Genomic DNA, 24,598 nt, shown 5'->3' with positions numbered 1-24,598 from the left:
ATGCGGGGCCCCCGCCCCCGAACCCCTGACCCGAACAGGAGCGATGACATGGAGAAGTCCTGCGTCCGCCCCCTCGACCTGGACGACGCCGTCGCCCTCGTCGGCATCCTCGCCGCCCTCCAGGCCCTCCTCGACAGCGGCGGCCTCCCCCCTGAGGAGGTCGAGGCCCTGCGCCACGGCCTCGAGCAGGGCGGCGCCCTCCTCCCCGGAAGCGACGAGAACGAGATCGCGACCGCTCTGGGTGGGCTGAACGCCCGCCTGCGTGGGACCATCGGGTGATCGCGCCGCGCTCGACGTTCCCGTAGCCTTCATCCGCGCTCGTGTCGACCCCGGAGACGCGCTCCCCCGCCCACGGGTAGCGTCCGGTCCGGTCCCGCACTCCCACGGGGTCGCTGAACCCCGAGAGCCGGAGGAGATCCGATCGTGAACGGTGACCACTTCGTGCTCTCGACCGCGACGCCGTGGGACGACCGCACAGAGATCATCGGCGTGTACGCCTCCGAGGCGTGGGCCCGCGAGGCCGCGGCCGCATGGCTCGGCTCCCCGGACCGCGAGGCGTTCCCCCGGTGCGTCATCGAGGGCTGGAGCGGCGCGCACCTCCTCGGCCGCGAGGTCGTCGAGGCCCTCGGCGTCGACGACGAGGGCGGCGACGAATCGCTGGGCGGCCCCCGCAGCCTCTGAGGTGGCGGCCTAGCCGCCCCAGTGCGACGGGCGCTCGAAGTGCGACGGCAGCGTGGTCGCCGCATCCCCTCGGGCGCTGTTCACCTGCGCCTGGGTGAGGTAGACCGCCTCGGCGAGCCGCGCACCGGACACGTCAGCATCACGAAGGTCCACCCCGAGCAGGTCGCACCGCTGCAGATCCGCACCCCGCAGATCCGCGGCGAGGAGGAGCGCGCCCCGCAGATCCGCCCCCCGCAGGTCCGCGTTCCGGAGCGATGCACCCGCCAGATCGGCACCCGGAGCGAGCCGACGGCCCCTCGACCGGCGGGCAGCCGGCGCCGCTCCTGCGCGAGCGGCCGCGCTCGCCGCGATCAGGAGCGGCCGGGACGCTCCGTACTCCGCGTCGACGTCGACCGCGACCACCTGCTCCGGCTCGCCGAGGGTGTGCGCGTGCACGCCGTCGAACCGCTCGCGCAGCTCGTCGAGGAGCGGCGCGGCGACACCGGGAAGCGCCAGTGCGGAGTCGAGGTACCAGAGCAGCTCGTGCAGGCGGCGCATCAACGGGAACACCGCGAACATCCGCTCGCGCACGGCCGGGTCGGACCGCCAGGAGACGCCGCCGAACGTCTGCTGCGAGACCTTCTGGCCGGCGCCGAAGCAGTCGAAGACGGTGCAGCCGACGAAGCCCTGCGGTCGGAGCCGGCGGTGGATCGTGCACGCGTCCTCGCCGTCGAGGTTGACGCACGGGTCCCCGGCGCGCTTGTCGAACGGGAAGTCGGCGGAGCGGGCGAAGGCGAGGGCCACGCAGCACAGGCCGAAGCAGTTCGCGCAGTCGGCGCCGAGGTCCTCCCGGCGGCCGAGCTCGACCCTGGTGCGTGACGTCATCCGTCCGAGCCTACGCGCGGCGGCGCCTCCGGATCAGTGCGCGAGCGCGAGCACGCCGACGACCAGCACGCCGAGGCCCACGATCCCGAGCAGCGAGACGAGGCTCTCCTTCCAGGAGAGGCCCGCGCGCACGACGGCGATGAGGGCGATCCCCGCGAGCGTGGCGACGTAGACGCCCGCGCCGATCCGCAGCGCGACCGTCGCGTCGATCCAGCCCAGCGCCGCGGCACCGAGCGCGAGGACCGGCAGCGACGCCGAGGCGAGCGCCCCGCCCGCGATCCGCAGCATCGTGCCCGACTCCGCTCGCGAGGGCGTCGCCGCGTGCACGACCTGGTGCGCGATCACCTCTGCGACGAAGCCCGCGGCCGAGATCCCGATGATCGAGATCACGAGGCTCTGGAGGGCGTGGACCGCGTCGGGGTGGTCGCCGACGAGGTAGATCATCACCACGGCCAGGCCCGTGAAGGTCGCGTAGACGCGCTCCTTGAGGGCGCGGGCGATCTCGTCGAGGGGGCGGCGGGTCCGCTCCGCCCACCGGCCGGCGCGGCCCGGGCGCAGGCGCACGGGCGTCATCCGGTCGGCGGGTGCGGTGCGGCCCTCGTCGGCCGCTCCGTCAGTAGGAGGCGGAGTCGACACGTGCCGCGGAGGAGTCGCCCGAGTGCCGCGCGGCGAGGTCGCCGAGGATGGTCGCGGAGCCGCTGGTGCCGAAGCGGGTGACGCCGAGGCCGCGGTAGGCGAGGAGCGTGTCGAGGTCGCGGACGCCGCCGGACGCCTTCACCTGGACGGCCTCCGAGACGGCGCCGCGCATGAGGCGGAGGTCGTGCTCGTTCGCGCCTCCGCCCGCGAAGCCGGTGGCGGTCTTCACGAAGTCCGCGCCGGCGCGCTCGGCGGCCCGGCTGCCCTCGACGACCTGCTCGTCGTCGAGGAGGCTCGTCTCGAGGATGACCTTGACGACGTGGCCCTCGGCGGCATCGACCACGGCGCGGACGTCGTCCTCGACGTCCTGGAGCAGGCCGCTCCGGAGGCGGCCGATGTTGACGACCATGTCGAGCTCGGACGCGCCGTCGGCGAGCGCCTGACGCGACTCCGCGACCTTCGCCGCGGTCGAGGTGGTGCCGTGGGGGAAGCCGATGACCGTGCCGACCAGGACGCCGGAGCCCTCGAGCCGAGCGACCGAGTGGGCGATGTCGGAGGGGCGGACGCAGACGCTGAACACGCCGGACGCGCGCGCCTCGTCGAGCTGGGCGTCGACCTCGGCACGGGTGAGCTCGGGCTTCAGGATCGCGTGGTCGATGAGCGCCGCGATCTCGGCGACGGTGGGCAGGCTGGAGTCGGTCATCCGCACATTTTACGTCCGCCGGCGGGACGACGAAGGCCCGCGATCCTTCGATCACGGGCCTTCGGTCGTTCACGCCGCTAGCGGCGCTCGGTCACCAGCTGGACTTGGTGATACCGGGCAGCTCGCCGCGGTGCGCCATGTCACGGAAGCGGACACGCGAGATGCCGAACTTCGTGAGGTTGCCGCGGGGGCGGCCGTCGACGGCGTCGCGCGAGCGGACGCGGACGGGCGAGGCGTTGCGGGGGAGCTTCTGGAGGCCGACGCGGGCGGCCTCACGGGTCTCGTCGGTCCCGGCCGGGTCGACCAGGGCCTTCTTCAGCTCGAGGCGCTTGGCGGCGTAGCGGTCGACGATCACCTTGCGCTGCTCGTTGCGGGCGATCTTGCTCTTCTTGGCCATACTTAGCGCTCCTCGCGGAAGTCGACGTGCTTGCGCACTACGGGGTCGTACTTCTTGAGCACGAGACGGTCGGGGTCGTTGCGGCGGTTCTTCTTGGTCACGTAGGTGTAACCGGTGCCGGCCGTCGAACGGAGCTTGATGATCGGACGGACGTCCTGCTGCTTGGCCATTAGATCTTCACCCCGCGAGCGAGAACATCCTTGACGACGGACTCGATGCCACGGGCGTCGATGACCTTGATGCCCTTAGCCGAGAGGGTCAGGGTGACGTTACGGCGAAGCGACGGCACGTAGTACGTCTTCTTCTGCACGTTCGGGTCGAAGCGGCGCTTGGTGCGCCGGTGCGAGTGCGAGATGGCGTGCCCGAAGCCGGGGACGGCTCCGGTCACCTGGCAGACTGCTGCCATGGTTTCCTCCATGTGTGGTTACCGTGGATCACGCGCGGCACGAAGCCCCGCCCGACCCACCCAAGGTCACTTGTCGGCGCACCGCCCGCCTGTCCGGCCGGAGCCGGAGCTCCTGCCCGGTGGGCAGCACGCAAGCGCGTGCAGATGCACGCAACCTCGCTAGGCTACGCGACTCGGGCGGCGGCCGCAATAGGGCGGGGACGCTGCCCCGACAGGGGGGGATGCTCCCCCGACAGGGTGGGGACGCTGCGCCGACGTGCATGGGACTTCCTGGGAGGTTCCGGCAGAAGTGGCCTTCCGTACCCCCCGAGCAGGGCGTTCGTGTACCTTGCGCCTTCCTCGCGGGTCGACGACCGCCCTACTCTGAGCCGACCGCGGGCGCCCGCTCCCGGCAGCAGCCGGGAGTAGCAGCACATGCGCCAGTCCTTCCTCCGTTCCCTCGTCGCCGCGGCCGTGCTCGTGGCGGGCGCAGGACTCAGCGTCGTGGCCGCGCCGACCGCATCGGCGGCGCCGGTCTTCAGCACCGCGTGCTTCACCTCCCCGAAGGTCTCGACGGTGTCGCAGTACACCGTTCCCGCGACCGGGGTCTCGACGGTCCGCGCCGTCCTCAGCGGCCAGAACGGCGGGAAGGGTGCGAGCGGCCTCGGGACGGGCAACGCCGGCGGACGCGGCTCCAGCCTCGTCGTCGAGGTGCCCGTCACACCCGGGCAGGTGCTGGAGATCGGGCGCCTCACGGGCGCCCCGGCCGGAGCGGCAGGCGCCACGCGCTACGTGAACGGCGGCGTCTACGCGGGCGACTCCGGCGGCGCGGGCGGCGACGCCCAGTACCTCAGCACGGCCGGCTCGGACGGCTGTCAGCACGCCCTCGCCGTGGCGGCGGGCGGCGGAGGCGGCGGCGGGCGGTCCTCGGTCGGCGGCGACGCCGACGCCGGCAGCGGCGCGAGGGGCGGCGGGAACGGCGGCAGGAACAACGCGGCCGACGGCGGCGGCGGCGGCGCGGCCGGGCAGAGCTCGGGCGGCTCGCCCGGCGCCCGCGGCTACAGCACGTTCGGCGAGTGCGCCGACGGCAACAACGGCCAGTGGGGCGTGTTCCTCAACGACGGCAAGGGCGCCGACGCCGGCGCCTCCCGCGGCGGCGGCGGCAACTGCTCGTTCCCCGGCCACAGCGGCGGCGGCGGCGGGGCCGGCTGGTGGTACGGCGGCGGCGGCGGATCGCCCTACGTGTTCGGCAGCATGAACGACACCCTCGGCGTCATGAACGACCCCGGCGCCGGCGGCGGCGGCTCGAGCTACGTGCACCCGAGCGTGACGAGGATCTCGCAGACGGCCGGCCCGACGGCGGCCGACCCCGTGGTCGCTCCGGTGTACGACACCGCCGTGACCGTGACGCGCACCCCCGACTTCTCGATGCTCGGGCAGGAGGTCACCGTCACCGCGAGGGTGACCATCCCGAGCCTGGGCCGGCCGGTGGCCGCCGGCGGCACCGTCGAGATCCTCACCGGTGCGGGCACCAGCAGGGTGACCCTCGACGCGGGCGGCGTCGGCGTGCTGACCACGAGGGACATCCCGCAGGGCTGGAACGAGATCCGCGCGCACTACCCCGACACCATCACCGCCGCCGAGGCGGGACGCGGGAGCTGGTCGGCGCTCCCCGCTCTGCGCCACGAGGTGCGCGCGTGCGCCGCGATACCCGTCATCACCCGGCAGCCCTCGGACATCGCGGGCGTCACCAACCAGATCTACACGCTGACGATGGGCGTGAGCGTCTCGGCCGTCTACGGCGGCATCCCCGCCGTGTCCTGGGAGAGGTCCACGGACGGCGGCGCCACGTGGAAGCCCGCGCTCGGCCGGGCGGGCGCCCGGGAGGACGGGACCGCGTTCCTCGAGGCCGGCCCCGATCCCACCGGCTCCTACCGCTACCGGGCGACCCTGACCACCTGCGGCGGCAGCGTCCGCAGCGAGCCGGCCACCGTGGCGGTGGGCGGCGTGCGCTTCGACCTGTCGACGCTCCCGCAGAAGGCCTACGGCGACTCCTTCGACGCGAGCCCCTACGCGCAGGCCGTCGACGTGCCCGGCCGCTCGATCGTCCTGAGCAGCAGGACCGCCGAGACCTGCTCCGTCAGCGGCATGAGGGTGACCGTGCTCCACGCCGGCGTCTGCACGCTCGCGGCGAGGCTCGACGCGCTCGCTCCTCTGGGCTGGGCGGGCGAGCCCCTGCAGAGCTTCACGGCGAAGCCGAAGGCGCTCACGGTCACCGCTCCGACCGTCGACTACCCGCGAGGTGCGCCGGCCCCCGACCTGCGCTGCACGGCCGCCTTCGTCGGCACCGACACCTTCGGCGCCCCGCTCACGGCCGGCGTCTACCGGCCGATCGTCACGGCGGACGACGTCATCTACCGCTTGATCCCGAACTGGCCCACCTCCACCTTCACCACCTTCACCACGCGGTGCAGCGGCGCGAAGGTCAGCAGCGACTACACGATCGCGGGGTACAAGGACGGCGCGCTGCGCATCGTCGCGGCCGTCCCGATGGTGACCGCCTCCTCGCCCTCGTCGACCTACGGATCCACTCCCCCCGCGATCACCGCCTCCGTGACCGGCTCCCCCTCGGGGACGGTCTCCTGCGGCGCCTTCGCGGCGTCCGACACCGGATTCACGACGCCGCTGGCGCTCTCCGCGACGACCCCCGTCGGCCGCTACCCCACGCGCTGCTCCGGCCTGACGAACCCCTCGGGACAGCTGATCACCATCGACGGCGCTCTCACGATCTCGCCGGCGCCCCTCACGGTGACCGCGTCGAGCCCCGGGACGCAGGCGCACGGCACCGCGACCGCCCCGACGGTCACCTGCACGGCCGACGGCTTCGCAGGAACCGACCGGTTCGTCACCGAGCCGACCGGCGCCTACTACACGGCGGACGGCACCGGGAAGGTGACGATCGGAGCGCGCACGCCCGTCGGCGACTACGTCACGCGGTGCGACGGAGGCGACGCCGGGCCGAACTACACCCTCCGGTCGATCCCCGGCACCTTCGCGCTGGCCGACCGCTCGGCCCCCGTCGTGACCGTGCCCGCCGCCGTCACGGCCGAGCCGGCCGACGTCTCCGGCGCCGTCGTCACCTTCGCGTCCTCCGCGCAGGACGCGGTCGACGGAGCCGTGGGCTCGACCTGCACGCCCGCCTCGGGAAGCGTCTTCCCGATCGGGGACACGACGGTCGACTGCACCGCGGACGACGAGGCCGGCAACACCGGCACGTCCTCGTTCCGGATCACGGTTCGGAAGTTCTCGCAGACGGTCGCCTTCACCTCCTCGCGGCCGACCGCGCCGACGGCGCTGGGCACCTTCACTCCGACGGCCACCGGCGGCGGCTCCGGGAGCCCCGTCTCGATCGGAGCGACCGGATCCTGCGCGATCGCCGACGGCGTCGTGACCTTCACCCGGAGCGGCACCTGCACCGTGACCGCCGACCAGGCCGGCGACGACCACTACACCGCGGGGCGCGCCTCCTTCGATCTCGAGGTCGCGAAGGCGTCGCAGACGCTGACGGTCGCGGTGCCGAGGACCGGCGTCCTGGAGTCGACCGGCGTCGCCACGGCGACCTCGAGCTCGGGACTGCCGGTGCTCGTCAGGACCTTCTTCGGCTGCACCGTCGCACCCGACGCGACGGGTGCGCAGATCCTGACCTACACCGAGCCCTCGACCTGCGGCGTGCAGTTCGACCAGCCGGGCGACGACGTGTACGCGGCCGCCGACGGCCTGGTGCGCTTCGTCCCGATCTCGCGGATCCCCCAGACGGTCGTCGTCACCTCGACTCCGCCCGACCGGGTGTTCACCGACGACCGGTACACGGTCGAGGCGACCGGCGGCGGCTCGGGCAACCCGCTCGTGATCGCGGTGATCGAGAACGGCAACTGCACCATCGCGGACGACGTGGTGACGTTCTTCGGCGACGGCACCTGCACGGTGACGATCGACCAGGCCGCGGACGATCGGCACGACGCCGCTCCGCAGGTCCGGCAGGTCATCACGGTCGGGACTCCCGAGGGGAACCTCTCCTTCGGGAGCACCGCGCCCCCGCACGCGATGTCGCTCGAGACGTACCGGCCGACGATCGTGCCCGGCCCGTCGAAGGGCGTGCCCGTGCTCTCCGCGAGCCGAGACTGCTCGATCCTCCCGGACGGAGTGACCGTGCGGAACGACGGGGCCGGGCTCTGCGTGCTGTCCCTCGACCAGCCCGGAGACGGCTACTGGCCCGCGCGGCACGCCGAGCAGGAGTACTCGATCTACTTCCTCCCGCAGACGGTCCGGATCACGAGCGCGCCTCCGGTCGGCGCCGTCCTCGGGGACACGTACCGCCCCGTGATCGAGGGCGGCGCCTCGGGCATCGCTCCGTTCCTCCTCACCACCGCGACGTGCTCCGCGAAGGACGGCGTGGTCACCTTCACCACGAAGGGCGTCTGCGGCGTCTTCGCCTACCAGAACGGCAACCGGCAGTACGACAGCGCCCGGCCCGCCGTGCAGGAGGTGGAGGTCGGCTACGCGCCCGGCTCCGTGGCGTTCACGACCGCCGTCCCGACCGACGCGGAGGTCGGCGGATCCTTCACTCCCGCCTTCACGCGCGGCCCGTCCTCCGGCCCCTCGGTGCTCAGCGTCTCGGGCGCCTGCTCCGACGGCGAGAACGGCGCCGTCCGGTTCGACTCCGCGGGCACCTGCACGCTGACGGCGATCCACTACCGCGACGCCACCTACGGCACCGCGCGGGCGGTCCAGACCTTCGAGATCACCGCGATCGCGCAGACCGTCGCCTTCACCTCGACCGCGCCGTCGACGGCCACGTCCGGCGACACGCTCACTCCGACCGCGACGGGCGGCGCGTCCGGGCTCCCCGTGAGGATCGGAGCGACCGGCGCCTGCGCGCTCGCCGACGGCGTCGTCACCTTCGCCGGCAGCGGCACCTGCACCGTCACGGCGGACCAGGCGGGCGACCGGCGCTACGCCGCGGCGGCGCAGGCCTCGCAGACCGTCGCGGTCACGCAGCTCGCGGGCACCGTCGCGTTCGGCGGCGATGCTCCGGCCGAGGCCCGGGTCGGGGGCTCCTCGACGGCCGCGGTCATCGCCGGCCCGTCCAGTGCTCCTCCGGTGCTGACGGCCTCCGGCGCCTGCTCCGTCGGGCCCTTCCGACTGGTCTCCTACGACTCCGCCGGCACCTGCACGCTGACGCTGGACCAGGCGGGCGACATCCGCCACAGCGCAGCCCCGACGGCCGTGCGCAGCTTCGAGATCACCCGGGTCGCGCAGACCGTGGCCTTCACCTCGCAGGCGCCGGACTCGGCGCTCTCGGGCGGCACCTACCGCCCGACCGCGACCGGCGGAGCCTCCGGGCGGCCCGTGGTGCTCGGCGCCTCCGGGTCCTGCACGCTCACGAACGGGGTCGTCTCCTTCACCGGATCGGGCACCTGCACGGTGACCGCCGACCAGACGGGCGACGCCCGGTACGACGCGGCGGAGCGGGCCTCGCAGGTGATCGCGGTCGGACTGCTCGCGGGCACCGTCTCCTTCGGCGGCACCGCGCCGACCGGCGCGACGGTCGGCGGGACGACCACCCCGCGGATCGTCGCCGGACCCTCCACCGCGCGTCCGGTGCTGACCGCCTCCGGAGCATGCTCGGCGGCCGCGGGAGTCGTGTCCCACGACTCCGTCGGCACCTGCACGCTGACGCTCGACCAGGCGGGCGACTCGCGGTACGGCGCCGCTCCGCAGTCCGTCCGCACCTTCGCGATCGGCGCCCTCGGCCAGACGCTGGCGTTCGCCTCGCCGGTCCCCGACGCGGCGGTCGCGGGGGCCTCCTACACGCCCGTCGTGACGGCCGGCGCGTCGAGCGCCCCCGTGGTGCTCGGAGCGGCCGGGTCCTGCACGGTCGCGGACGGGGTCGTGACCTTCACCCGCTCCGGCACCTGCACGGTGACCGCGGACCAGGCCGGGGACGAGCGCCACTCGGCGGCTCCGCGGATCACGCAGTCGGTGGAGGTCGGCACGGCGGCGGGAGCGGTGTCGTTCCGCGACGCCGCTCCGACGGACGCCCGGATCGGCGGCTCCTGGACCCCGTCGATCGTCCGCGGCCCGTCGAGCGCCGACCCGGTGCTGGACGCCTCCGACTCCTGCTCGCTGGGAGAGGACGGCACGGTGTCCTACGACTCCGTCGGCACCTGCACGCTGACGCTGGATCAGGCCGGCGACGACGCTCACGCGCCCGCGGAGCAGGTCGTCCGGACGTTCCCGATCGGCAGGGCGCTGCAGACGGTCGCCTTCACCTCCGCGGCTCCGAGCACGGCGACCGCGGGCGGCCGCTACACGCCGACCGCGGCGGGCGGCTCCTCCGGTCTGCCGGTCACGATCGGCGCCACGGGCGCGTGCTCGCTCGCGAGCGGCGTCGTGACCTTCAGCGGATCCGGCACCTGCACCGTCACCGCGGATCAGGCCGGCGACGCCTCGCACGACGCGGCTCCCCGGGCGACCCAGTCGATCGCGGTCACCGCGGTCGTCCCGCAGAAGAAGAAGGCGCAGAAGGTCGCCTTCTCGACCGCGATGCCGTCCTCGCCCGAGAAGGGGATCGCCTACCCGGTCGCGGCCACCGCCTCCTCCGGTCTGCCCGTGAAGCTGTACGCGAGCGGCAGCTGCACGCTGACCGCCACCGGCGCGGGCACGGCGACGGTGCGGCTGACGGGCGCGGCGAGCTGCACCGTCCGGGCCACGCAGGCGGGCGACTCCGCGTGGCTCGCCGCGACCTCGGTGACGCAGTCGCTGCAGGTGAAGTCCTCCACCCGCGCCGACCTGACGCTGACGCTGGCGCCGGCGCCGGGACTGGCGGCGACGGCCCCGCTCTCGGGCACGATCACCGTCCGGAACACCGGCACCCGGGACGCGGCGACGACGACCACCCGAGTCGTCGTCAGCGGAACGGTGGCGAGTGCGCCCGGCGCCGTGCAGACGAAGGGCTCGGCCGCGGGCACGACGGTCCTCACCTGGACCGTGCCGAGCGTCTCGGCCGGGCGGAGCACCACCTACTCGGTGACGCTCGTCGACCGGCCGGCCGCCACGACGATCGACGCCAGGGTGTCGACCGCCGCCGCCGATCCCACGCCGGCGAACAACGCGGTCAGGCGCACCTTCCGGTAGAGGCTGCGGGGAGGGAGGGGTGTCGCGCCGCGTTGCCCGCTCCCTCCCCGACCGCTACGGTCGCGGGGACGCTCCGGGGGACGGGGCTCGCGAGGGGGACCCGTGGACCGGTTGAGGCGACGCGCGCTGCTGCTGGGGATCGCCTCCTCGGCGGTCGCGCTGACGGGGTGCACGCCCGCCCGGCCCGCTCCCGCGGCGCTCCCGCCGAGCACGGCGCCGGCGGCGGTGCTGCCGTCCGCCGCTCCGACGGCCGTCCCGACCCCTCCCCGCCCCGTGCCGACCATGACCGCCGCGGCGACTCCGGTGCGGCGGAAGGCGCCGCTGCCCTCCGGCACGATCTCGGAGCTGCCCGGCGAGGGGAGCACGCTCGCCTGGACCGTCGACGACGGCGCGGACTCCGACGTGGTCGCCGCCTACGCGCAGTTCGCCCGGGACACCGGCACCCGGCTGACCTTCTTCCTCAACGGGAAGTACGACTCGTGGACCGCGAACGCGCCGCTGCTGGCTCCGCTCGTCGCCTCGGGGCAGGTGCAGCTCGCGAACCACACCTGGTCGCACGCCGACCTGACGAGCCTCTCGAGCGACGGCGTGCAGGAGGAGCTGGGCCGCAACGGCGACTTCGTCCGCTCGACCTACGGGGTGGAGGCGGCGCCCTTCTACCGGCCGCCGTTCGGCTACACGGACGAGCGGAGCCGGGCCGCCGCGGCGGCGATCGGCTACACGGCGACGGTGCTCTGGTACGGCTCGCTCTCGGACTCCGGGCGGATCACGCCGGAGCAGGTGGTCGGCTTCGCGGACCAGTGGTTCCTGCCGCAGCACATCGTGATCGGGCACGCGAACTTCGATCCTGTGACGCAGGTCTACGCGCGGCTCGTCGACATCCTCCGCGAGCGCTCGCTCGAGACGGTGACCCTCCGCGACGTGTTCGCGGTCTGAGCGCCTCCCCGCCGGCGCGGGTCAGCGCGCGGGTCAGCGGAGCGCGGCGCGCGCGGCGGCGGAGACGGCCGCGGCGACCGCGTCGAGGGCGGGCGTGTGCAGGGCCCACTGCTGCCAGTAGAGGGGGACGTCGACGGGGTCGCCGCCCAGCTCGACGAGGCCCTCGCCGCCGACCGGGGCCTGCAGCTCGGGCAGCATCCCCCACCCCATGCCCAGGCGCACGGCCCGCTCGAAGTCGGTCGATCCGGGGACGCGGTGCTGCGGCGGGCGGCCCTCGACGCCGGCGGCTCGGAGGAAGTCGTCCTGCAGGCGGTCCTTCTCGTCGAAGACGACCAGCGGAGCGCTCGCGAGACCGGCCGTGCCGCCGTCCGGGAACCAGCGCTCGGCGAACGCAGGCGAGGCCATGGCGCGGTACCGCATCACTCCGAGCGGTGCGACGGTGCAGCCGAGCACCGCTTCCGACTCTCCGGTGACGGCCGCCAGCACGGTGCCGTCGCGGAGGAACGCGGCGGTGTGCGCCTGGTCCTCGCGGTGCAGCTCCACCACGACGTCGGGGACGGAGGCGAGCGCGGGCAGCACCCAGGTGGCCAGGGAATCGGCGTTGACGGCGAGCGGGAGGACGACGGGGCCCGCCCCCTCCGCGTCCTCGCCGCCGAGCGAGCGGACGGCGTCGTCGGCGAGGAGCTCGATCTGGCGGGCGAGGCGGAGGAGCCCCGCACCGGCCTCGGTCGCGACGACCGGGCGCGAGCGCACCAGCAGGACGCGGCCGGCAGCGGTCTCGAGCGCCTTGATCCGCTGGCTGAGGGCGGAGGGGGTGATGTGCAGGGCCCGGGCGGCGGCGTCGAAGGAGCCGTACCGGACGGAGGCGGCGAGCGCGCGCAGGCGGGAGAGGTCGAGGTCGTCTGTCAGCATCAGTGCTGCTTACGGTACTGAAGGAGCATGAGCTGGTCTACAGGAGCGCCCCGCCCTAGCGTCGGAGCGTGTCCCCCCTCCTCGCCGCCCTCTCCGGCCTCGGCTTCGGCCTCTCGCTCATCATCGCCATCGGCGCGCAGAACGCCTTCGTGCTCCGCCAGGGCCTCCGCCGCGAGCACGTGCCCGCCGTCGTCGCGATCTGCGCGCTCTGCGACGCCGCGCTGATCGTGCTCGGGATCGCGGGGATCGGAGCGGTCCTGGAGTCGGCGCCGTGGCTGCTGGTGGTGATCCGCTGGGGCGGCATCGTCTTCCTCCTCGCCTACGCGGTGATGGCGGCGAGGCGCGCACTGCGGCCGGGGACCCTCGACGGCGATCCGGCCGGCGCCTCGACGTCGCTCCGCACGGCGATCGGCACGTGCCTGGCGCTCACGCTGCTCAACCCGCACGTCTACCTCGACACGGTCGTGCTGCTCGGGTCGGTGGCGAACACGCACGGCGACGAGCGCTGGTGGTTCGGGGCGGGGGCGGCGGCCGGGAGCGTGCTGTGGTTCACCGCTCTCGGCTTCGGGGCGCGCGCGCTGCGGCCGCTGTTCCGGAGCCGCGGGGCCTGGCGGATCCTCGACGCGGCCGTGGCGGTCGTGATGGTGGTGCTGGCGGTGTCGCTCGCGCTGCACTGAGGGCCTAGTGGTGCACTGCTTGTTCTACTAACATTGTGAACATGTTGTTCCGTGTCGACCACTCCGCGGCGGGCTCGCTCGCCGACCAGCTGGAGTCGCAGGTGCGCTCGGCCGTCGCCCGGGGCGAGCTCTCGGCGGGCGACCGCCTGCCGCCCGCCCGCGAGCTCGCCGACTCGCTCGGCATCAACATGCACACCGTGCTGCGCGCGTACGCCGCCCTGCGCGACGACGGGATCCTCCAGATGCGCCGGGGCCGCGGCGCGTGGATCACGGAATCGGCCGGGCCCGGGCTCGTGCGCGTGACCGCCCTGGTCGACGAGCTGCTCGCGGAGGCCCGCCGCAGCGGCATCACCCCGGCGGAGCTCGTCCGCCTGATCGAGAGGACCGGATCATGACCGCCACCGCCGACCGCCGCCGCGAGCTCCTCGCCGCCGCGTCCCTCCTGCTCCCCGCCGCCGGAGTGCTCGTCTCGCGCCTCGTCCTGGACGACGCTCTGCCCGCGGAGCTCGCCTCGCACTGGTCGGGCACCGGGGCGGCCGATGCGACCGCGTCGACGGGCGCCCTGCTCGCGATCGCCCTCGTGCTCTCCGGGCTCCCGGCCGTCGCGGGCCTCGTGGCGGCGGTCGTCGGGCGCGCCGCGCGGCTCCTGCTGGCGACCCTCGGCCTCGTGGCCGGGCTGGGCGCCTCCGCCTGGGCGACCTCGGTCGGCACGACGCTCGCGGCCGGGCGCGCCGAGGGGGCGGAGCTCGGCGGGTGGCTGCTCGCGCTGCTCGGAGGGATGCTCTTCGCCGTCGTGCCCGCGCTGATCGCTCCGGGCACCCGGCGCGCCTCCCGCCTGGCCGCCGGCCGCCTGCCGCTGGCGGCGGAGGAGACCGGCGCCTGGTCGCAGACGCTGACGGGCCCGGTGTTCGCCGTCGCCGCGATCGCCACGGCGGCGGGCGCGGCCCTCTCCCTCGCGACGCTCGCCGCGGCGGGCGCCACCGGTCCGGCGATCGCGACGGCCGTCGTCCTCGGCGTCGTCGCGCTGGTGCTCCTCTCCTTCTCCCGCCTGAGGGTGACCGCCGACCGCCGCGGCCTCCGCGTCGTCACGACCGCCCTCGGCATCCCGCTGCGCCGCATCCCGCTCGACACCATCGCCTCGGCCGGCACGGTCCAGCTGCGGCCGTCGGAGTGGGGCGGCTGGGGGTACCGGGTGATGCCGGGCCGCTCGGCGGTCATCCTGCACGCCGGGCCGGGGCTGGTGGTGACGACGGACCGCTCGCGCGAGTTCGCGATCAGCCTCGACGACCCCGAGACCCCCGCGGCGCTGCTCGAGACCCTGCGCTCGCGGGCCTGAGGCGCCGACCCGTCAGTCGACCACGATCCGGACGAGCGTCGTGACGGCATCCACCGCGTTCACGTAGGAGTAGTGCCGCGAGGTCGGGAAGGCGAGGTGCCGTCCGGGCTCCAGCCGCACGGGCTCCTCGCCCTCCCGCTCCAGGAGGAGCGCGCCGGCGGTGACGAGCAGGATCTCGTGCCACCCCTCGGGGTCGGGTTGCGCGTCGTAGCGGTCCCCGGGGCCGAGCGTCCAGGTCCAGAGCTGGGCCTCCCGGCGCGCGGGGACGGAGGAGAGCAGGACGGCGACGCTCGCCTCGCCCGCTCCCCGCCAGGCGACCTGGTCGATCGCCGCGGGCGCGGTTCCCGGGGCCGAGACGAGTGCCGTGAACGTGGTGCCGAGGGCGGTCGCGAGGCGGTCGACTCCGGTCAGCGAGATGTTGGCCTCGCCGGCCTCGGCCGCGACGATCGTCCGCCGGCTGATGCCCGAACGCGCCGCCAGCGCGGACTGGCTCAGTCCGGCTCCGCGCCGCGCGAGACGGAGGTTGCCGCCCAGGTGGGCGAGGACGGGAGCCGACATGCGCACTATTCTGCACCGAGAGGCCCCTGACGCTCCTAGGATGTGCAGAATGATGCACATCTCGCCTCTCCGGGGCCTCCGCTTCACGCGTCCGGAGTGGGCGCTCATCGGCATCACCGCGATCTGGGGCGGGACCTTCCTCGCCGTTCACATCGCGATGGAGCACAGTGGGCCGCTGTTCTTCGTCGGGATGCGGTTCGCCATCGCGGGGCTGATCAGCGCGGTCGTGTTCCACCGGTCGCTCCGGGGGATGCGGCGGATCGACCTCGCGGCCGGCGTCGCGATCGGGGTGATGATCTTCGCGGGCTACGGCCTGCAGAGCTACGGGCTGCAGACGATCACGAGCAGCACCTCCGCGTTCCTCACCGCGCTGTACGTGCCGCTGGTGCCGCTGCTCCAGTGGGTCGTGTTCCGTCGCCGTCCGGGCGTGCTGACGCTGGTGGGCGTCGCGCTGGCGTTCGTCGGACTGCTCCTGATCGCGGGCCCGCAGCCGGGCGTCGCGCTCGGAGCGGGCGAGGTGGCGACGATCGTGAGCACGCTGCCGATCGCGGCGGAGATCATCCTGATCGGCCTCGTCGCCGGACGGGTGGACCTCGGCCGGGTGACCGTGGTGCAGCTGCTGGTCGCCGGCGTGCTCGGGTTCGCCTCGATGCCCCTCGCGGGCGAGGCGGTCCCGGCGTTCTCGGGGGCCTGGCTGATCCCCGCGCTCGCGCTCGGGGCGAGCAGCTGCCTGATCCAGCTGACGATGAACTGGGCGCAGCGCTCGGTCTCGCCGTCGCGCGCCACGATCATCTACTCCGCCGAGCCCGTCTGGGCCGGCCTGATCGGCCGCCTCGCCGGCGACCGGCTCCCCGCGCTCGCCCTGCTCGGGGCGGGGTTGATCGTCGCGGGCACGCTCGTCAGCGAGCTGAAGCCGCGCCGCGAGCCTACGCCGTCGACTCTCAGGTGACGGTGGGGAGGGCGGCGGAGGCGACGAGCGCGCCGCCGGCGTCGGTGATCTCGACGGCGGCGACGGACTCGCGCAGGACGGCCGCGTTCATCTCGCAGTCGAGCTCCGCGGAGCTGCCGAGGAAGGACCCGGACGGGAGCCGCTCGCCGGAGCCGGTGACCAGCACGAGGTCGTAGCTCTCGCCGAGCGCGAAGCCGGTCCCGCGGAGGATCGTCTCGGTGCCCCAGGTGTGCGCGACCAGCGAGCCGTCGAGCGTCACGCCCTCCGTCCGCTCGTCGAAGGCGATCGCCTCGACGGCGCCGAGCGTCCCGGGCGGTCCCGCGACGGGGCGCTCCTCGGCGGACCGCAGGGCCGCTCCGGCGACGCCGCCCACGACGAGGAGCGCGGCCGCCGCGGCGACGGCCAGGACGGCACGGCGGCGCGGGGCACGGCGGCGCGAGGCACGGCGGCGCGGGGCACGCACGCTCGCAGCGCGCTCGGGCCGCTCCCCGGCGAGCGCCGCGATGCGCGACCGCAGCTCCGGCGACGGCTCCGCCTCCTCCCAGCGGCCCAGCGCGCCGACTCGGTCGACCACCGAGCCGAACGACGCGAGCTCGGGGTCGATCGAGGGGTCGGCGGCGCGCAGGCTCTCGAACTCCCGCGTCTCCTCGGCGGAGAGGTCGCCGGCGAGGGCCGCGGCGAGGAGCTCCTCGCGGCGGCCGCCGGGCTCGTCTCCGGCGGGCTGGTCTCGGTCGGTCACGATCTCTCCTCGTCGGTGGGTCCGGCGCCCGCGAGGTGACCGCGGAGCGCTCGGAGAGCGTAGAAGGCGCGGCTGCGCAGGGTGGCGACCGGCACGCTCGTGGCGGCCGACAGCTCGGCGTAGGTCTCGCCGTTCACGTGGACGGCGACGACGACCTGCCGGTGCTCGGCGGAGAGCCGCGCGAGCGCCTCGGCGATCGCGAGCGGCTCGAGGGGGTCGCGGTCCTCCGCGGGCACCTCCTCCAGAACCTCGGCCTCGACCAGGCGCGGCAGGCGCTGCCGCGAGCGGTGCACGTCGATGACGACGTTGCGTGCGATGGCGAAGAGCCAGGTGCGGGTGCTGGCACGCTCGGCGGAGTAGCTCGCCCGCGAGCGCCAGGCGCGCAGGAACGTCTCCTGCACGCAGTCCTCAGCGAGGCCGCGGTCGCGCAGGGCGTTGAGTGCGAAGCCGAGCAGGGCGGACCCGTGCTCGTCGAAGGCGGCGGCCGGGTCGAACTCCGCCGTCCGGGGCTCGAGGCGCACCACGGGAGCCGGGACCTCCGAGTGCTCGCGCGGCATCGCGGGCCCTTCGTCTCGTCGTGCCGTCGCCGTGCGCGCCACACCGCCTCCTCGTCGGGACCGGTGGTCCGTCGGAAGGGGGTACGGCCGCGGCGGCGGCGGCGTTCATCGGAGGCGAGGACCGTCTCCGTGAAGATCCTCTCAGATGGAGTGAACGCGGCGCCGCTTCCGGCCGTACTCCCTGCATCGGGCCCGCTCGGTGCTCGCGATCGAAAGGCTCCACCATGACGAAGACGTCCCCCGCGCGGAACCGCGCCGGCCGCCGCCTGCTCTCCCTCGGCGGCATCACCGCCGTCGCCGCAGCCTCCTTCTTCGCCGCCGCGCCGGCCCAGGCCGAGACCGAGGTCGCCGAGCCGTCCTCGTTCACCAGCGCCTTCACGGTGATGGCGACGCCCGACCAGGTCGTGAACGCCGATTCCGCCGCGACCCCCGGCCAGCCCGGCGCCACGGGCGAGATGACCTTCCGGGTCAACAGCGACCTCGACGTCATCTGCTACGACATCACCCTCACCGGTGTGACCGGCGACTACCAGAGCCCCGCGAAGACCGCGACGCACATCCACCAGGCGGCGCTGGGCAAGGCGGGCCCGCCGCGCATCGCGTTCCCGAACCCGGCCCCGGTCGGAGACGGCCCCCGCACCAGCAGCGGCTGCCTGCAGGGCCCCTTCACCACGGGGATCCAGGCGAACGGGGCCGACACCGGCGCCGGGTTCACGCTGAAGGCCCTCGAGGCCGATCCCGCCGCCTTCGCGGGCGACTCCCACACGGCCTCGTATGCGGCTGGCGTCGTCCGCGGCCAGCTCTCGCAGGTGCCGGTCGGCGGCCTCCAGACCGGTGGCGGCGCGACCGCCGCCGGGAGCGACGCCACGGGCACGTCCGGTCTCGCCGCGATGGCCGGCCTCGGAGCCGTCGCCGCCCTCGGCGCGGCCGGAGTGGTCGTCGCCCGCCGGCGCACCGCCTCCTGATCGTGGGCACCCGGTCGAGGAGCGGCGCGGCGGCACTGTGCGCCGTGCTGCTCCTCGCGGGGTGCGCCGCCGCGGGCAGGAGCGGAGGAGCGGAGACGCCCGCGAGCGCGCCCGCGCCTCCGGCCCTCGCTTCTGCTCCCCCGGTCACTCCTCCCCCGGTCCCCGCGCCCGACCCCGCCGCTGCCGCGCCCGCGCGGACCGTCGGCGTCGAGCCCGCCCGGCTGAGCGTGCCCGCGATGGGCCTGGACGAGCCGCTGATCGCCCTGGGCATCCAGTCGGACGGGGCGATGGAGGTGCCGGTGGACTACGACGACGTCGGCTGGTTCTCGGGAGGCGGGCGCCCGGGCGGCAGCGGCCGCACCGTGATCGCGGCGCACGTCGATTCGCGGTCCGGTCCCGCGGTCTTCTTCCGCCTCGGCGAGCTCGCCCCGGGCGATGAGATCGCGGTGAGCGGAGTGGACGGCTCCGACCACCGCTACCGGGTGACGGCGGTCGAGTCCCACGCCAAGGCCGCGTTCCCCACCGCCCGCGTCTTCGGCGCGACCCTCGAGGAGGAGCTGATCCTCGTGACCTGCGGAGGCGAGTACGACGCGGCGATCGGCCGCTACCGGGACAACCTGGTGGTGTTCGCCTCCCCGCTCTGAGGCCCGGCACGGAGGGGGGGCACGGAGGGGCGGCACGACCGCCCGGCATCGTGCCGCGGACGGTGGCGCAGAGCACAGCACGAGAGCCCCGTCGGCGCAAGGGTCCGGGCGCGCGCACGCCGTGTGGTCGGATGGGGAGGGCCGGCCCCCCGCCGCCGCTCCCCTCCCGCTCCCCACCGCCGTGGCGCGGCCGATCCGACAGGACGCCCGTGTCCACCAGCCCCCGCCCCACCCTCTTCGCCCTGCCCGGACTCGGGCTCGACGGCCGCGCCTTCGACGCGCTCGGCCGCGAGCTCGCCGACGTCGCGGACCTCGTCGCGCTCGACCTGCCCGGTGGATCCGGGACCTCGCTCGAGGAGATGACCGCTGCCACGATCCGCCGGATCCGCGAGCACGGCTCCTCCCGCTGGTTGCTCCTCGGGCACAGCATGGGCGGGAAGATCGCCTCGCTCGTGGCCTCCCGCACGGTCACCGGCCGCTCGGGCCTGTTCGGGCTCGCGGGCGTCGTGCTCCTCGCCGGGTCGCCGCTCTCGCCCGAGCCGATGGAGGAGGAGCGCCGCTCGACCATGCTCGGCTGGGTCGACGACGGGCACCTCGACGAGGCGCAGGCGCGCGAGTTCGTCGACCAGAACGTCGGCTCGCCGCTGCCCGCCGACGCCGACGCGGAGGTGCTGGCCGAGCTGCGCCGCTACTCCCCCGAGGGCTGGCGCGACTGGCTCGAGCACGGCAGCCGCGAGGACCGCACCGGAGAGGCCGCCCTCGGGGCCGTGCCCGCGCTCCTGATCGCGGGCGGTGAGGACGGCGACCTCGGCGCCGACGCGCAGCGCCGCCTGAACGGCTCCCTCTACTCCCGTGCCCGGCTGCTCACGCTCGCCGGGGCGGGCCACCTGCTGCCGTTCGAGCGCCCGGTCGAGGTGGCGGCGGCGATCCGCCGGTTCTGGGAGGAGGAGGCCGGCACGGCGCCGTCGGTTCCGGCCGACGTCGGCGCGGCCATCGCCTCCGCCCGGACCTCCACGCGGGTGCGCGGGCTGCTGGCCGTGCGCGCGCTCGCCGACGACCCGGAGTACGCGCCGCGCGCCCTGACCGTCGCCCAGCTCGCGGAGCTGCGGGCGATCGCCGACCGGGTCGTCCCTCAGGAGGGCGGCCGGATCGACCTGGCCGCGCGGGTGGACACGCAGCTCGCGAACGGCGAGGGCGACGGCTGGCGCAACGCCGACCTGCCGGCCGACCCGATCGCCTACGGTCTGGCGCTCGACACCCTCCGGGGCTTCGCCGGCCTCGGCCCCGCCGACCAGGACGCGCGCCTCACCGCGATCGCCGACGGCTCCGCGGAGCCCGGCGACCGCTCGGCCGGCGGGCTCGGTGCCGAGCAGCTGACCGCCTGGTTCGAGGACTGCCGCGTCGACCTCGTGAAGCAGTGGCTGGCGCACCCCGCGTCGATGGCGCGGATCGGCTACGACGGCTACGCCAGCGGCGGCGACACGCTGCCGCTCGTAACGGGCTTCCGCCTGCTCGGCGCCGACGACCGCGAGACCTGGGAACCGACGACGAGGAGTCACCGATGAACACGACCGGCATGCGCCGCTTCCCGCTCGACGAGACGGTCGACGCCGTCGTGATCGGCACCGGGGCAGGCGGAGCGCCCCTGCTCTCGGTGCTCGCCGCTCGAGGGCTGCGGGTCGTCGCCCTCGAGGCCGGGCCGCACTTAGATCCGCTCGGCCACACCGCCGACGAGACGGCGGCCGTCGAGATCAACTGGATGGAGGAGCGCCTCAGCGGAGGCGAGACCCCCACCGCCTTCGGGCAGAACAACAGCGGCCGCGGGGTCGGCGGCTCGACGCTGCACTGGGGAGCGTTCACGCCCCGCCCCGACCCGCGCGACCTGCGGCTCCGGAGCGACTCCGGCGTCGGCCGCGACTGGCCGATCGAGCACGCCGAGCTCACCGCGTACATCGAGAAGGTGGAGGCGACGATCGGAGTGGCGGGCCCGGCCGAGTACCCGTGGGACCCGTCGCGCCGCTACCTGCAGGGCCCGCTCGCGCGGAACGCCTCGGCCGACATGATGCTGCGCGGCTGCGCGGCGATCGGGATGCGCGCGACCGATGCGCCCGCCGCCGTGCTCAGCGGCCCGCGGGACGACGGCCGCCCGTCCTGCGTCAACTGCGGCCAGTGCCATCAGGGCTGCCGGACCGGCGCGAAGACGAGCATGGACGTGACCTACCTGCCGGAGGCGGTGCGGGCCGGTGCCGAGATCCGGGCCGACTCGTTCGTGCACGGGATCGAGCTGGACGCCGCGGGACGCGTGTGCGCCGTGGTCTACACGAGCGGCGGAGTGGAGCACCGGCAGCGCTGCTCCGCCCTGTTCCTCTGCGCGGGCGGCGTCGAGACGCCCCGGCTCCTCCTGCACACCGGCATCGCGAACAGCAGCGGCCAGGTGGGCCGCAACTTCCTGGCGCACGGGGCGACCCAGGTCTGGGGCACCTTCGAGAACGAGATGCGCGGCTACCGCGGCTACCCCTCCTCGGTGATCACCGAGGACACCGTCCGCCCGGCCGACGCCGACTTCGCGGGCGGCTACCTGATCCAGAGCCTCGGAGTGATGCCGCTGACCTACGCGACGACGCTCGCCCGCGGCGCGGGACTCTGGGGCCGCGATCTGATGGACGCGCTCGACGGCTACCGCTTCGCGGCTGGCGTCGGGATCAACGCGGAGTGCCTGCCCGCCGACGGCAACCGGCTGGAGCTGACCGACGAGCTGGACGAGCACGGGGTGCCGAAGGCGCGCATCACGTTCTCGGCGGGCGCCAACGAGGAGGCGATCGACCGGCACGCGATCCGGACGATGACCGCGATCGTGGAGGCGGCCGGCGCGACGAGCACGCGGGTGATGGCGCGCACGGCGCACACGCTCGGCACCGTGCGGATGGGCACCGACGCGGGCGACGCCGTGATCGACGCGGACGGCCGCAGCTTCGACGTGCCGAACCTCTGGGTGTGCGACAACTCGGTGTTCCCGAGCGCGCTGATCGCGAACCCGGCGCTCGCGACGATGGCGCTCTCGCTGCGGACGGCGGCCCGCTTCCTGGCGGCGTAGCGTCGCGGCTGCGGGGCGGGACGACGGGCGAGGTGCTCCTGCGCGTCACCGACTGACCGAGGGCGTGCCCGGACTGCGCGCCTGGACTGCGCACCCCGCCGTATCAGCCGTGGGGCGGTGCGGGGCACCAGCGCAGTCGCGAGACGCCCTGACCGAACGGCGGGCCGTCGCGATGGCGTGTGACGGCGGTACGGCGCGCGCTGAGCCGCCGAGGTGCTGAGGTGCTGAGGTGCTGAGGTGCTGAGGTGCTGAGGTGCTGCATCGTGGTGGCCGAACGGCGGCAGGGCGCAAGGCGGCGGCACGGCCCTGGTGTCGGCACGGCGTCAGGCGACGGTGCGGCCCCGGTGACGGTCCGCGCCTCAGCGGCAGTGGTGCGGCGGTGGTGCGACGGTGCGGCCGCGTGAACCCGAGCGAAGGCGCAGATCCGAGCGTCAGTGGCGCGGCGGTAGGTCGCTGAGCACTCGCCTCCGAGCGACAGCACGGCCCGATCACCAGTGCGAACCCGCGCAATGCGCCGAACCCGCCCGACAGCCGATTCCCTCAGGGGTGCACGGCAGCACGGCAGCACCGCAGCACCGCAGCACCGCAGCACCGCAGCACGGCAGCGTGTCAGCACGGCACAGTGTCAGAACGGCGGCGGCCGGTCCTCGAACCTCGGGGTCGCCGGTGGGCCTGGACGGAGCCGTGCCTCGAGGCCCGGCGGGCGCGTGGTGATGCGGCGGCCGGTGGGGGTGGTCCAGTCGGCGGTGCCGTCGGGGTGGAGGACGTAGGTCCAGCGGTCGCCGTGCCGCACGTGGTGGTGGGCGACGCAGAGGCTGGCGAGGTTGCCGGGGTCGGTGCCGCCGCCGTTTCGCCACTCGACGACGTGGTCGGCCTCGGCGCTCGCGGCGGAGCGGGTGCAGCCGGGGAAGCGGCAGGTCACGTCGCGGAGCTGGAGGAGGAGCCGCAACTCGCGGTGCGGCAGTCGGCGTGTGCGCCCGACCGAGAGGACGGCGCCCGTCCGGGTCTCCGTCAGCACGCGGGTGACGGTCGCGGGGACGAGGCTCCGGGCGACGTCCGCCGGGATCGGGCCGTAGCCGTCGAGCTCGGCGGAGGCGTCGTCGGCGCCGGACGCGGCGCTCGCCGACAGGGTGACCCGCACCTCGGCGCGCACGCCGGTGACGAGGGTCGGAACGGGCCGGTCGGCGCCGACCGGGTCGGGCACCGTGCCGATGACGTCCGCCTCGCAGAGGAGGTCGGCCAGAGCGTCGGCTCGCAGCTGGGCGAGGGTCCGCTCGTCGCCCGCTCCGGAGATCGCGTCGACGTCGCACGCCCCGGTGATTCCGGTCGGCTCCGCCCCGGTCGTCCCGCTCGCCTCCGCCCTGCAGGAGCCCGCATCCGTGGCGGCAGGCGGCTCCGCCCCCGCCGGCCCCTCGGCGCCGTCGCGGAGGATCCGGGCGATCCGGTCGAGGCGGCTGTACGCCCCCACGGCGACCGGGGCGGGGAGGAGGGCGCAGAGCGTCGCCATGCCGTCGACCTCGGGGGTCAGCCAGACCGCACGGTCCTCGCGTGCACGTCGGTGGCGCTCGGCGAGGGGCTGCTCGTGGAGCTCCTCCCGCAGCCGCGCCAGAGCGCGCCGCAGCTGGGTCGGCGTGGTGCGGGCCGCGAGCTCGGCCGCCCGCGTATCGAACGCGGCGCGGGAGCCCGGAGGCAGGGTGGCCGCGACGGCGCAGACGACCTGGCCCGCCTCCCAGCGCAGGCGAGCCCCGGCGAGGGCGGCGCGGGTGGCCGGCAGGTCCTCGACGAGGAGGCGCGCGTGGTCGAGCTCGCGGGAGGCGGCCCGCTCGGAGACTCCGAGGGCGACCGCGAACTCCGCGCGGATCGACCGCTCGGCGAGGTCGCTCGACGCGTGCGGCGCCGAGCCGCGGGCGAACGACTCCGGATGCTCGAGCGCGGCCCGGTGCCCGGCGTGCAGCTCCTCGGCCGCGGCCAGGAGCAGCGGGGACGCCGAACGGGCCAGCGCAGCGGCTCGGTCGCCGCGAGCACGCACCTCGCTGAGCACCGCCTCCGCTGCTGTCGACCCGCTGATCATCGTCATACGTGTATTCAATCAGCGACCACCGACACGGAAGCGACGGATCGTCATATCCGTGGAGAACCGGCGTGAAGCCCTCCTGTGGAGGGAGGGATCACCGCAGCCGACGCGGCACATCCCCGCCGTCCTCGGGGCAGCGCGCGCAGGACACCGGCGCAACACCCCGCCCCACGCCCCCCGCTCACGCGAACCGCACCGCCACACACGCCCCCGCTCACCCGAACCGCACCGTCGCCTGACGCCGTCCCGCCACCAGCGCCGCGCCGCCGCCTTGCGCCCCGCCCCCGTTCGGCC

At 74.9% G+C, this 24,598-nt stretch carries 23 protein-coding genes; 12 read left to right on the top strand and 11 right to left on the bottom strand.

Going from position 1 to position 24,598, the window contains the following annotated elements; all coding sequences use genetic code 11:
* Window positions 1–48 precede the first annotated feature (48 nt).
* Together C5C10_RS15735 and C5C10_RS15730 are read left to right on the top strand one after the other, a co-directional pair.
* Window positions 49–279 carry a hypothetical protein gene (locus C5C10_RS15735; RefSeq protein WP_104225103.1) on the top strand — a complete coding sequence of 77 codons (231 nt, stop codon included), beginning with the start codon at window positions 49–51 and terminating at the stop codon, window positions 277–279.
* A 144-nt stretch (window positions 280–423) separates the two neighbouring features.
* Window positions 424–681: a hypothetical protein gene (locus tag C5C10_RS15730; protein WP_104225104.1), complete on the top strand. Its 258-nt coding sequence runs from the start codon at window positions 424–426 to the stop codon at window positions 679–681.
* Window positions 682–690: 9 nt separating this feature from the next.
* Here C5C10_RS15730 and C5C10_RS15725 read toward each other — a convergent pair whose 3' ends face one another.
* From C5C10_RS15725 to rpmB, 6 genes are all read right to left on the bottom strand, one after another.
* Window positions 691–1,545: a pentapeptide repeat-containing protein gene (locus C5C10_RS15725; RefSeq protein ID WP_104329731.1), complete on the bottom strand. Its 855-nt coding sequence runs from the start codon at window positions 1,543–1,545 to the stop codon at window positions 691–693.
* 33 nt (window positions 1,546–1,578) lie between these two features.
* A complete protein-coding gene (locus C5C10_RS15720) occupies window positions 1,579–2,181 on the bottom strand; it encodes a hypothetical protein (protein ID WP_146076980.1) in 603 nt (200 codons plus the stop codon).
* Window positions 2,159–2,884, bottom strand: coding sequence for a deoxyribose-phosphate aldolase (gene deoC / locus C5C10_RS15715; RefSeq protein WP_181073490.1), 726 nt, complete (start codon window positions 2,882–2,884; stop codon window positions 2,159–2,161). Before deoC ends, C5C10_RS15720 begins: the two co-directional genes overlap by 23 nt.
* 91 nt (window positions 2,885–2,975) lie before the next feature.
* Window positions 2,976–3,281: a 30S ribosomal protein S14 gene (gene rpsN, locus C5C10_RS15710; protein WP_104225107.1), complete on the bottom strand. Its 306-nt coding sequence runs from the start codon at window positions 3,279–3,281 to the stop codon at window positions 2,976–2,978.
* 2 nt (window positions 3,282–3,283) lie between these two features.
* Window positions 3,284–3,451, bottom strand: a complete 168-nt coding sequence (rpmG, locus tag C5C10_RS15705; protein ID WP_027692168.1) for a 50S ribosomal protein L33 — start codon at window positions 3,449–3,451, stop codon at window positions 3,284–3,286.
* On the bottom strand, window positions 3,451–3,687 hold the full coding sequence (gene rpmB / locus C5C10_RS15700; protein ID WP_056038148.1) for a 50S ribosomal protein L28: 237 nt from the start codon (window positions 3,685–3,687) through the stop codon (window positions 3,451–3,453). Before rpmB ends, rpmG begins: the two co-directional genes overlap by 1 nt.
* Window positions 3,688–4,101: 414 nt before the next feature.
* Between rpmB and C5C10_RS15695 the strand changes: the two genes are divergently transcribed.
* Together C5C10_RS15695 and C5C10_RS15690 are read left to right on the top strand one after the other, a co-directional pair.
* The gene (locus tag C5C10_RS15695) at window positions 4,102–10,863 is read left to right on the top strand and encodes an HYR domain-containing protein (RefSeq protein WP_146082184.1); all 6,762 of its coding nucleotides are present in this window, start codon (window positions 4,102–4,104) and stop codon (window positions 10,861–10,863) included.
* Between the two features lie 102 nt (window positions 10,864–10,965).
* Window positions 10,966–11,799, top strand: a complete 834-nt coding sequence (locus tag C5C10_RS15690) for a polysaccharide deacetylase family protein (protein WP_219813279.1) — start codon at window positions 10,966–10,968, stop codon at window positions 11,797–11,799.
* Between the two features lie 33 nt (window positions 11,800–11,832).
* On the opposite strand, the gene C5C10_RS15685 is transcribed toward C5C10_RS15690, so the two are convergent.
* Window positions 11,833–12,711: a LysR family transcriptional regulator ArgP gene (locus C5C10_RS15685; protein WP_104329729.1), complete on the bottom strand. Its 879-nt coding sequence runs from the start codon at window positions 12,709–12,711 to the stop codon at window positions 11,833–11,835.
* A 68-nt stretch (window positions 12,712–12,779) separates the two neighbouring features.
* On the opposite strand from C5C10_RS15685, the gene C5C10_RS15680 reads away from it, so the two are divergent.
* The 3 genes from C5C10_RS15680 to C5C10_RS15670 are packed head-to-tail and all read left to right on the top strand — an operon-like array spanning window position 12,780 to window position 14,724.
* Complete coding sequence (locus C5C10_RS15680) at window positions 12,780–13,388, top strand: LysE/ArgO family amino acid transporter (RefSeq protein ID WP_104297480.1); 609 nt, start codon at window positions 12,780–12,782, stop codon at window positions 13,386–13,388.
* Between the two features lie 41 nt (window positions 13,389–13,429).
* Window positions 13,430–13,783, top strand: a complete 354-nt coding sequence (locus tag C5C10_RS15675; protein WP_104225158.1) for a GntR family transcriptional regulator — start codon at window positions 13,430–13,432, stop codon at window positions 13,781–13,783.
* Window positions 13,780–14,724 carry a hypothetical protein gene (locus tag C5C10_RS15670; RefSeq protein WP_104329728.1) on the top strand — a complete coding sequence of 315 codons (945 nt, stop codon included), beginning with the start codon at window positions 13,780–13,782 and terminating at the stop codon, window positions 14,722–14,724. The genes C5C10_RS15675 and C5C10_RS15670 overlap by 4 nt, the downstream gene beginning before the upstream one ends.
* A gap of 12 nt (window positions 14,725–14,736) precedes the next feature.
* On the opposite strand, the gene C5C10_RS15665 is transcribed toward C5C10_RS15670, so the two are convergent.
* Window positions 14,737–15,282, bottom strand: coding sequence for a helix-turn-helix domain-containing protein (locus tag C5C10_RS15665; protein ID WP_104329727.1), 546 nt, complete (start codon window positions 15,280–15,282; stop codon window positions 14,737–14,739).
* 49 nt (window positions 15,283–15,331) lie between these two features.
* On the opposite strand from C5C10_RS15665, the gene C5C10_RS15660 reads away from it, so the two are divergent.
* Complete coding sequence (locus C5C10_RS15660; RefSeq protein ID WP_258060622.1) at window positions 15,332–16,231, top strand: DMT family transporter; 900 nt, start codon at window positions 15,332–15,334, stop codon at window positions 16,229–16,231.
* Here the strand turns inward: C5C10_RS15660 and C5C10_RS15655 are convergent.
* On the bottom strand, window positions 16,224–16,970 hold the full coding sequence (locus C5C10_RS15655) for an anti-sigma factor domain-containing protein (protein ID WP_104329726.1): 747 nt from the start codon (window positions 16,968–16,970) through the stop codon (window positions 16,224–16,226). The two genes, C5C10_RS15660 and C5C10_RS15655, sit on opposite strands and share 8 nt — an antisense overlap.
* A complete protein-coding gene (locus tag C5C10_RS15650) occupies window positions 16,967–17,527 on the bottom strand; it encodes a sigma-70 family RNA polymerase sigma factor (RefSeq protein WP_104256617.1) in 561 nt (186 codons plus the stop codon). Before C5C10_RS15650 ends, C5C10_RS15655 begins: the two co-directional genes overlap by 4 nt.
* Before the next feature lie 224 nt (window positions 17,528–17,751).
* Between C5C10_RS15650 and C5C10_RS15645 the strand changes: the two genes are divergently transcribed.
* The 4 genes from C5C10_RS15645 to C5C10_RS15630 all read left to right on the top strand — a co-directional run bounded on the left by C5C10_RS15645 (window position 17,752) and on the right by C5C10_RS15630 (window position 22,230).
* A complete protein-coding gene (locus C5C10_RS15645) occupies window positions 17,752–18,492 on the top strand; it encodes a CHRD domain-containing protein (RefSeq protein ID WP_104329725.1) in 741 nt (246 codons plus the stop codon).
* Between the two features lie 2 nt (window positions 18,493–18,494).
* Window positions 18,495–19,136 carry a class F sortase gene (locus C5C10_RS18305; RefSeq protein WP_181073489.1) on the top strand — a complete coding sequence of 214 codons (642 nt, stop codon included), beginning with the start codon at window positions 18,495–18,497 and terminating at the stop codon, window positions 19,134–19,136.
* 209 nt (window positions 19,137–19,345) lie between these two features.
* Window positions 19,346–20,701, top strand: a complete 1,356-nt coding sequence (locus C5C10_RS15635; protein ID WP_104329724.1) for an alpha/beta hydrolase — start codon at window positions 19,346–19,348, stop codon at window positions 20,699–20,701.
* Window positions 20,698–22,230, top strand: a complete 1,533-nt coding sequence (locus tag C5C10_RS15630) for a GMC family oxidoreductase (protein WP_104329723.1) — start codon at window positions 20,698–20,700, stop codon at window positions 22,228–22,230. The genes C5C10_RS15635 and C5C10_RS15630 overlap by 4 nt, the downstream gene beginning before the upstream one ends.
* A gap of 625 nt (window positions 22,231–22,855) precedes the next feature.
* On the opposite strand, the gene C5C10_RS15625 is transcribed toward C5C10_RS15630, so the two are convergent.
* Entirely contained in the window at window positions 22,856–24,307 is a 1,452-nt protein-coding gene (locus C5C10_RS15625) for an HNH endonuclease signature motif containing protein (RefSeq protein ID WP_104329722.1), read from the bottom strand.
* Between the last annotated feature and the right edge of the window lie 291 nt (window positions 24,308–24,598).

The organism is Rathayibacter sp. AY1A3 (assembly GCF_002930975.1).
GTDB lineage: Bacteria > Actinomycetota > Actinomycetes > Actinomycetales > Microbacteriaceae > Rathayibacter.
Note: the sequence above shows the minus strand (reverse complement) of the source record. Positions and strands in the feature narration are given on the sequence as shown.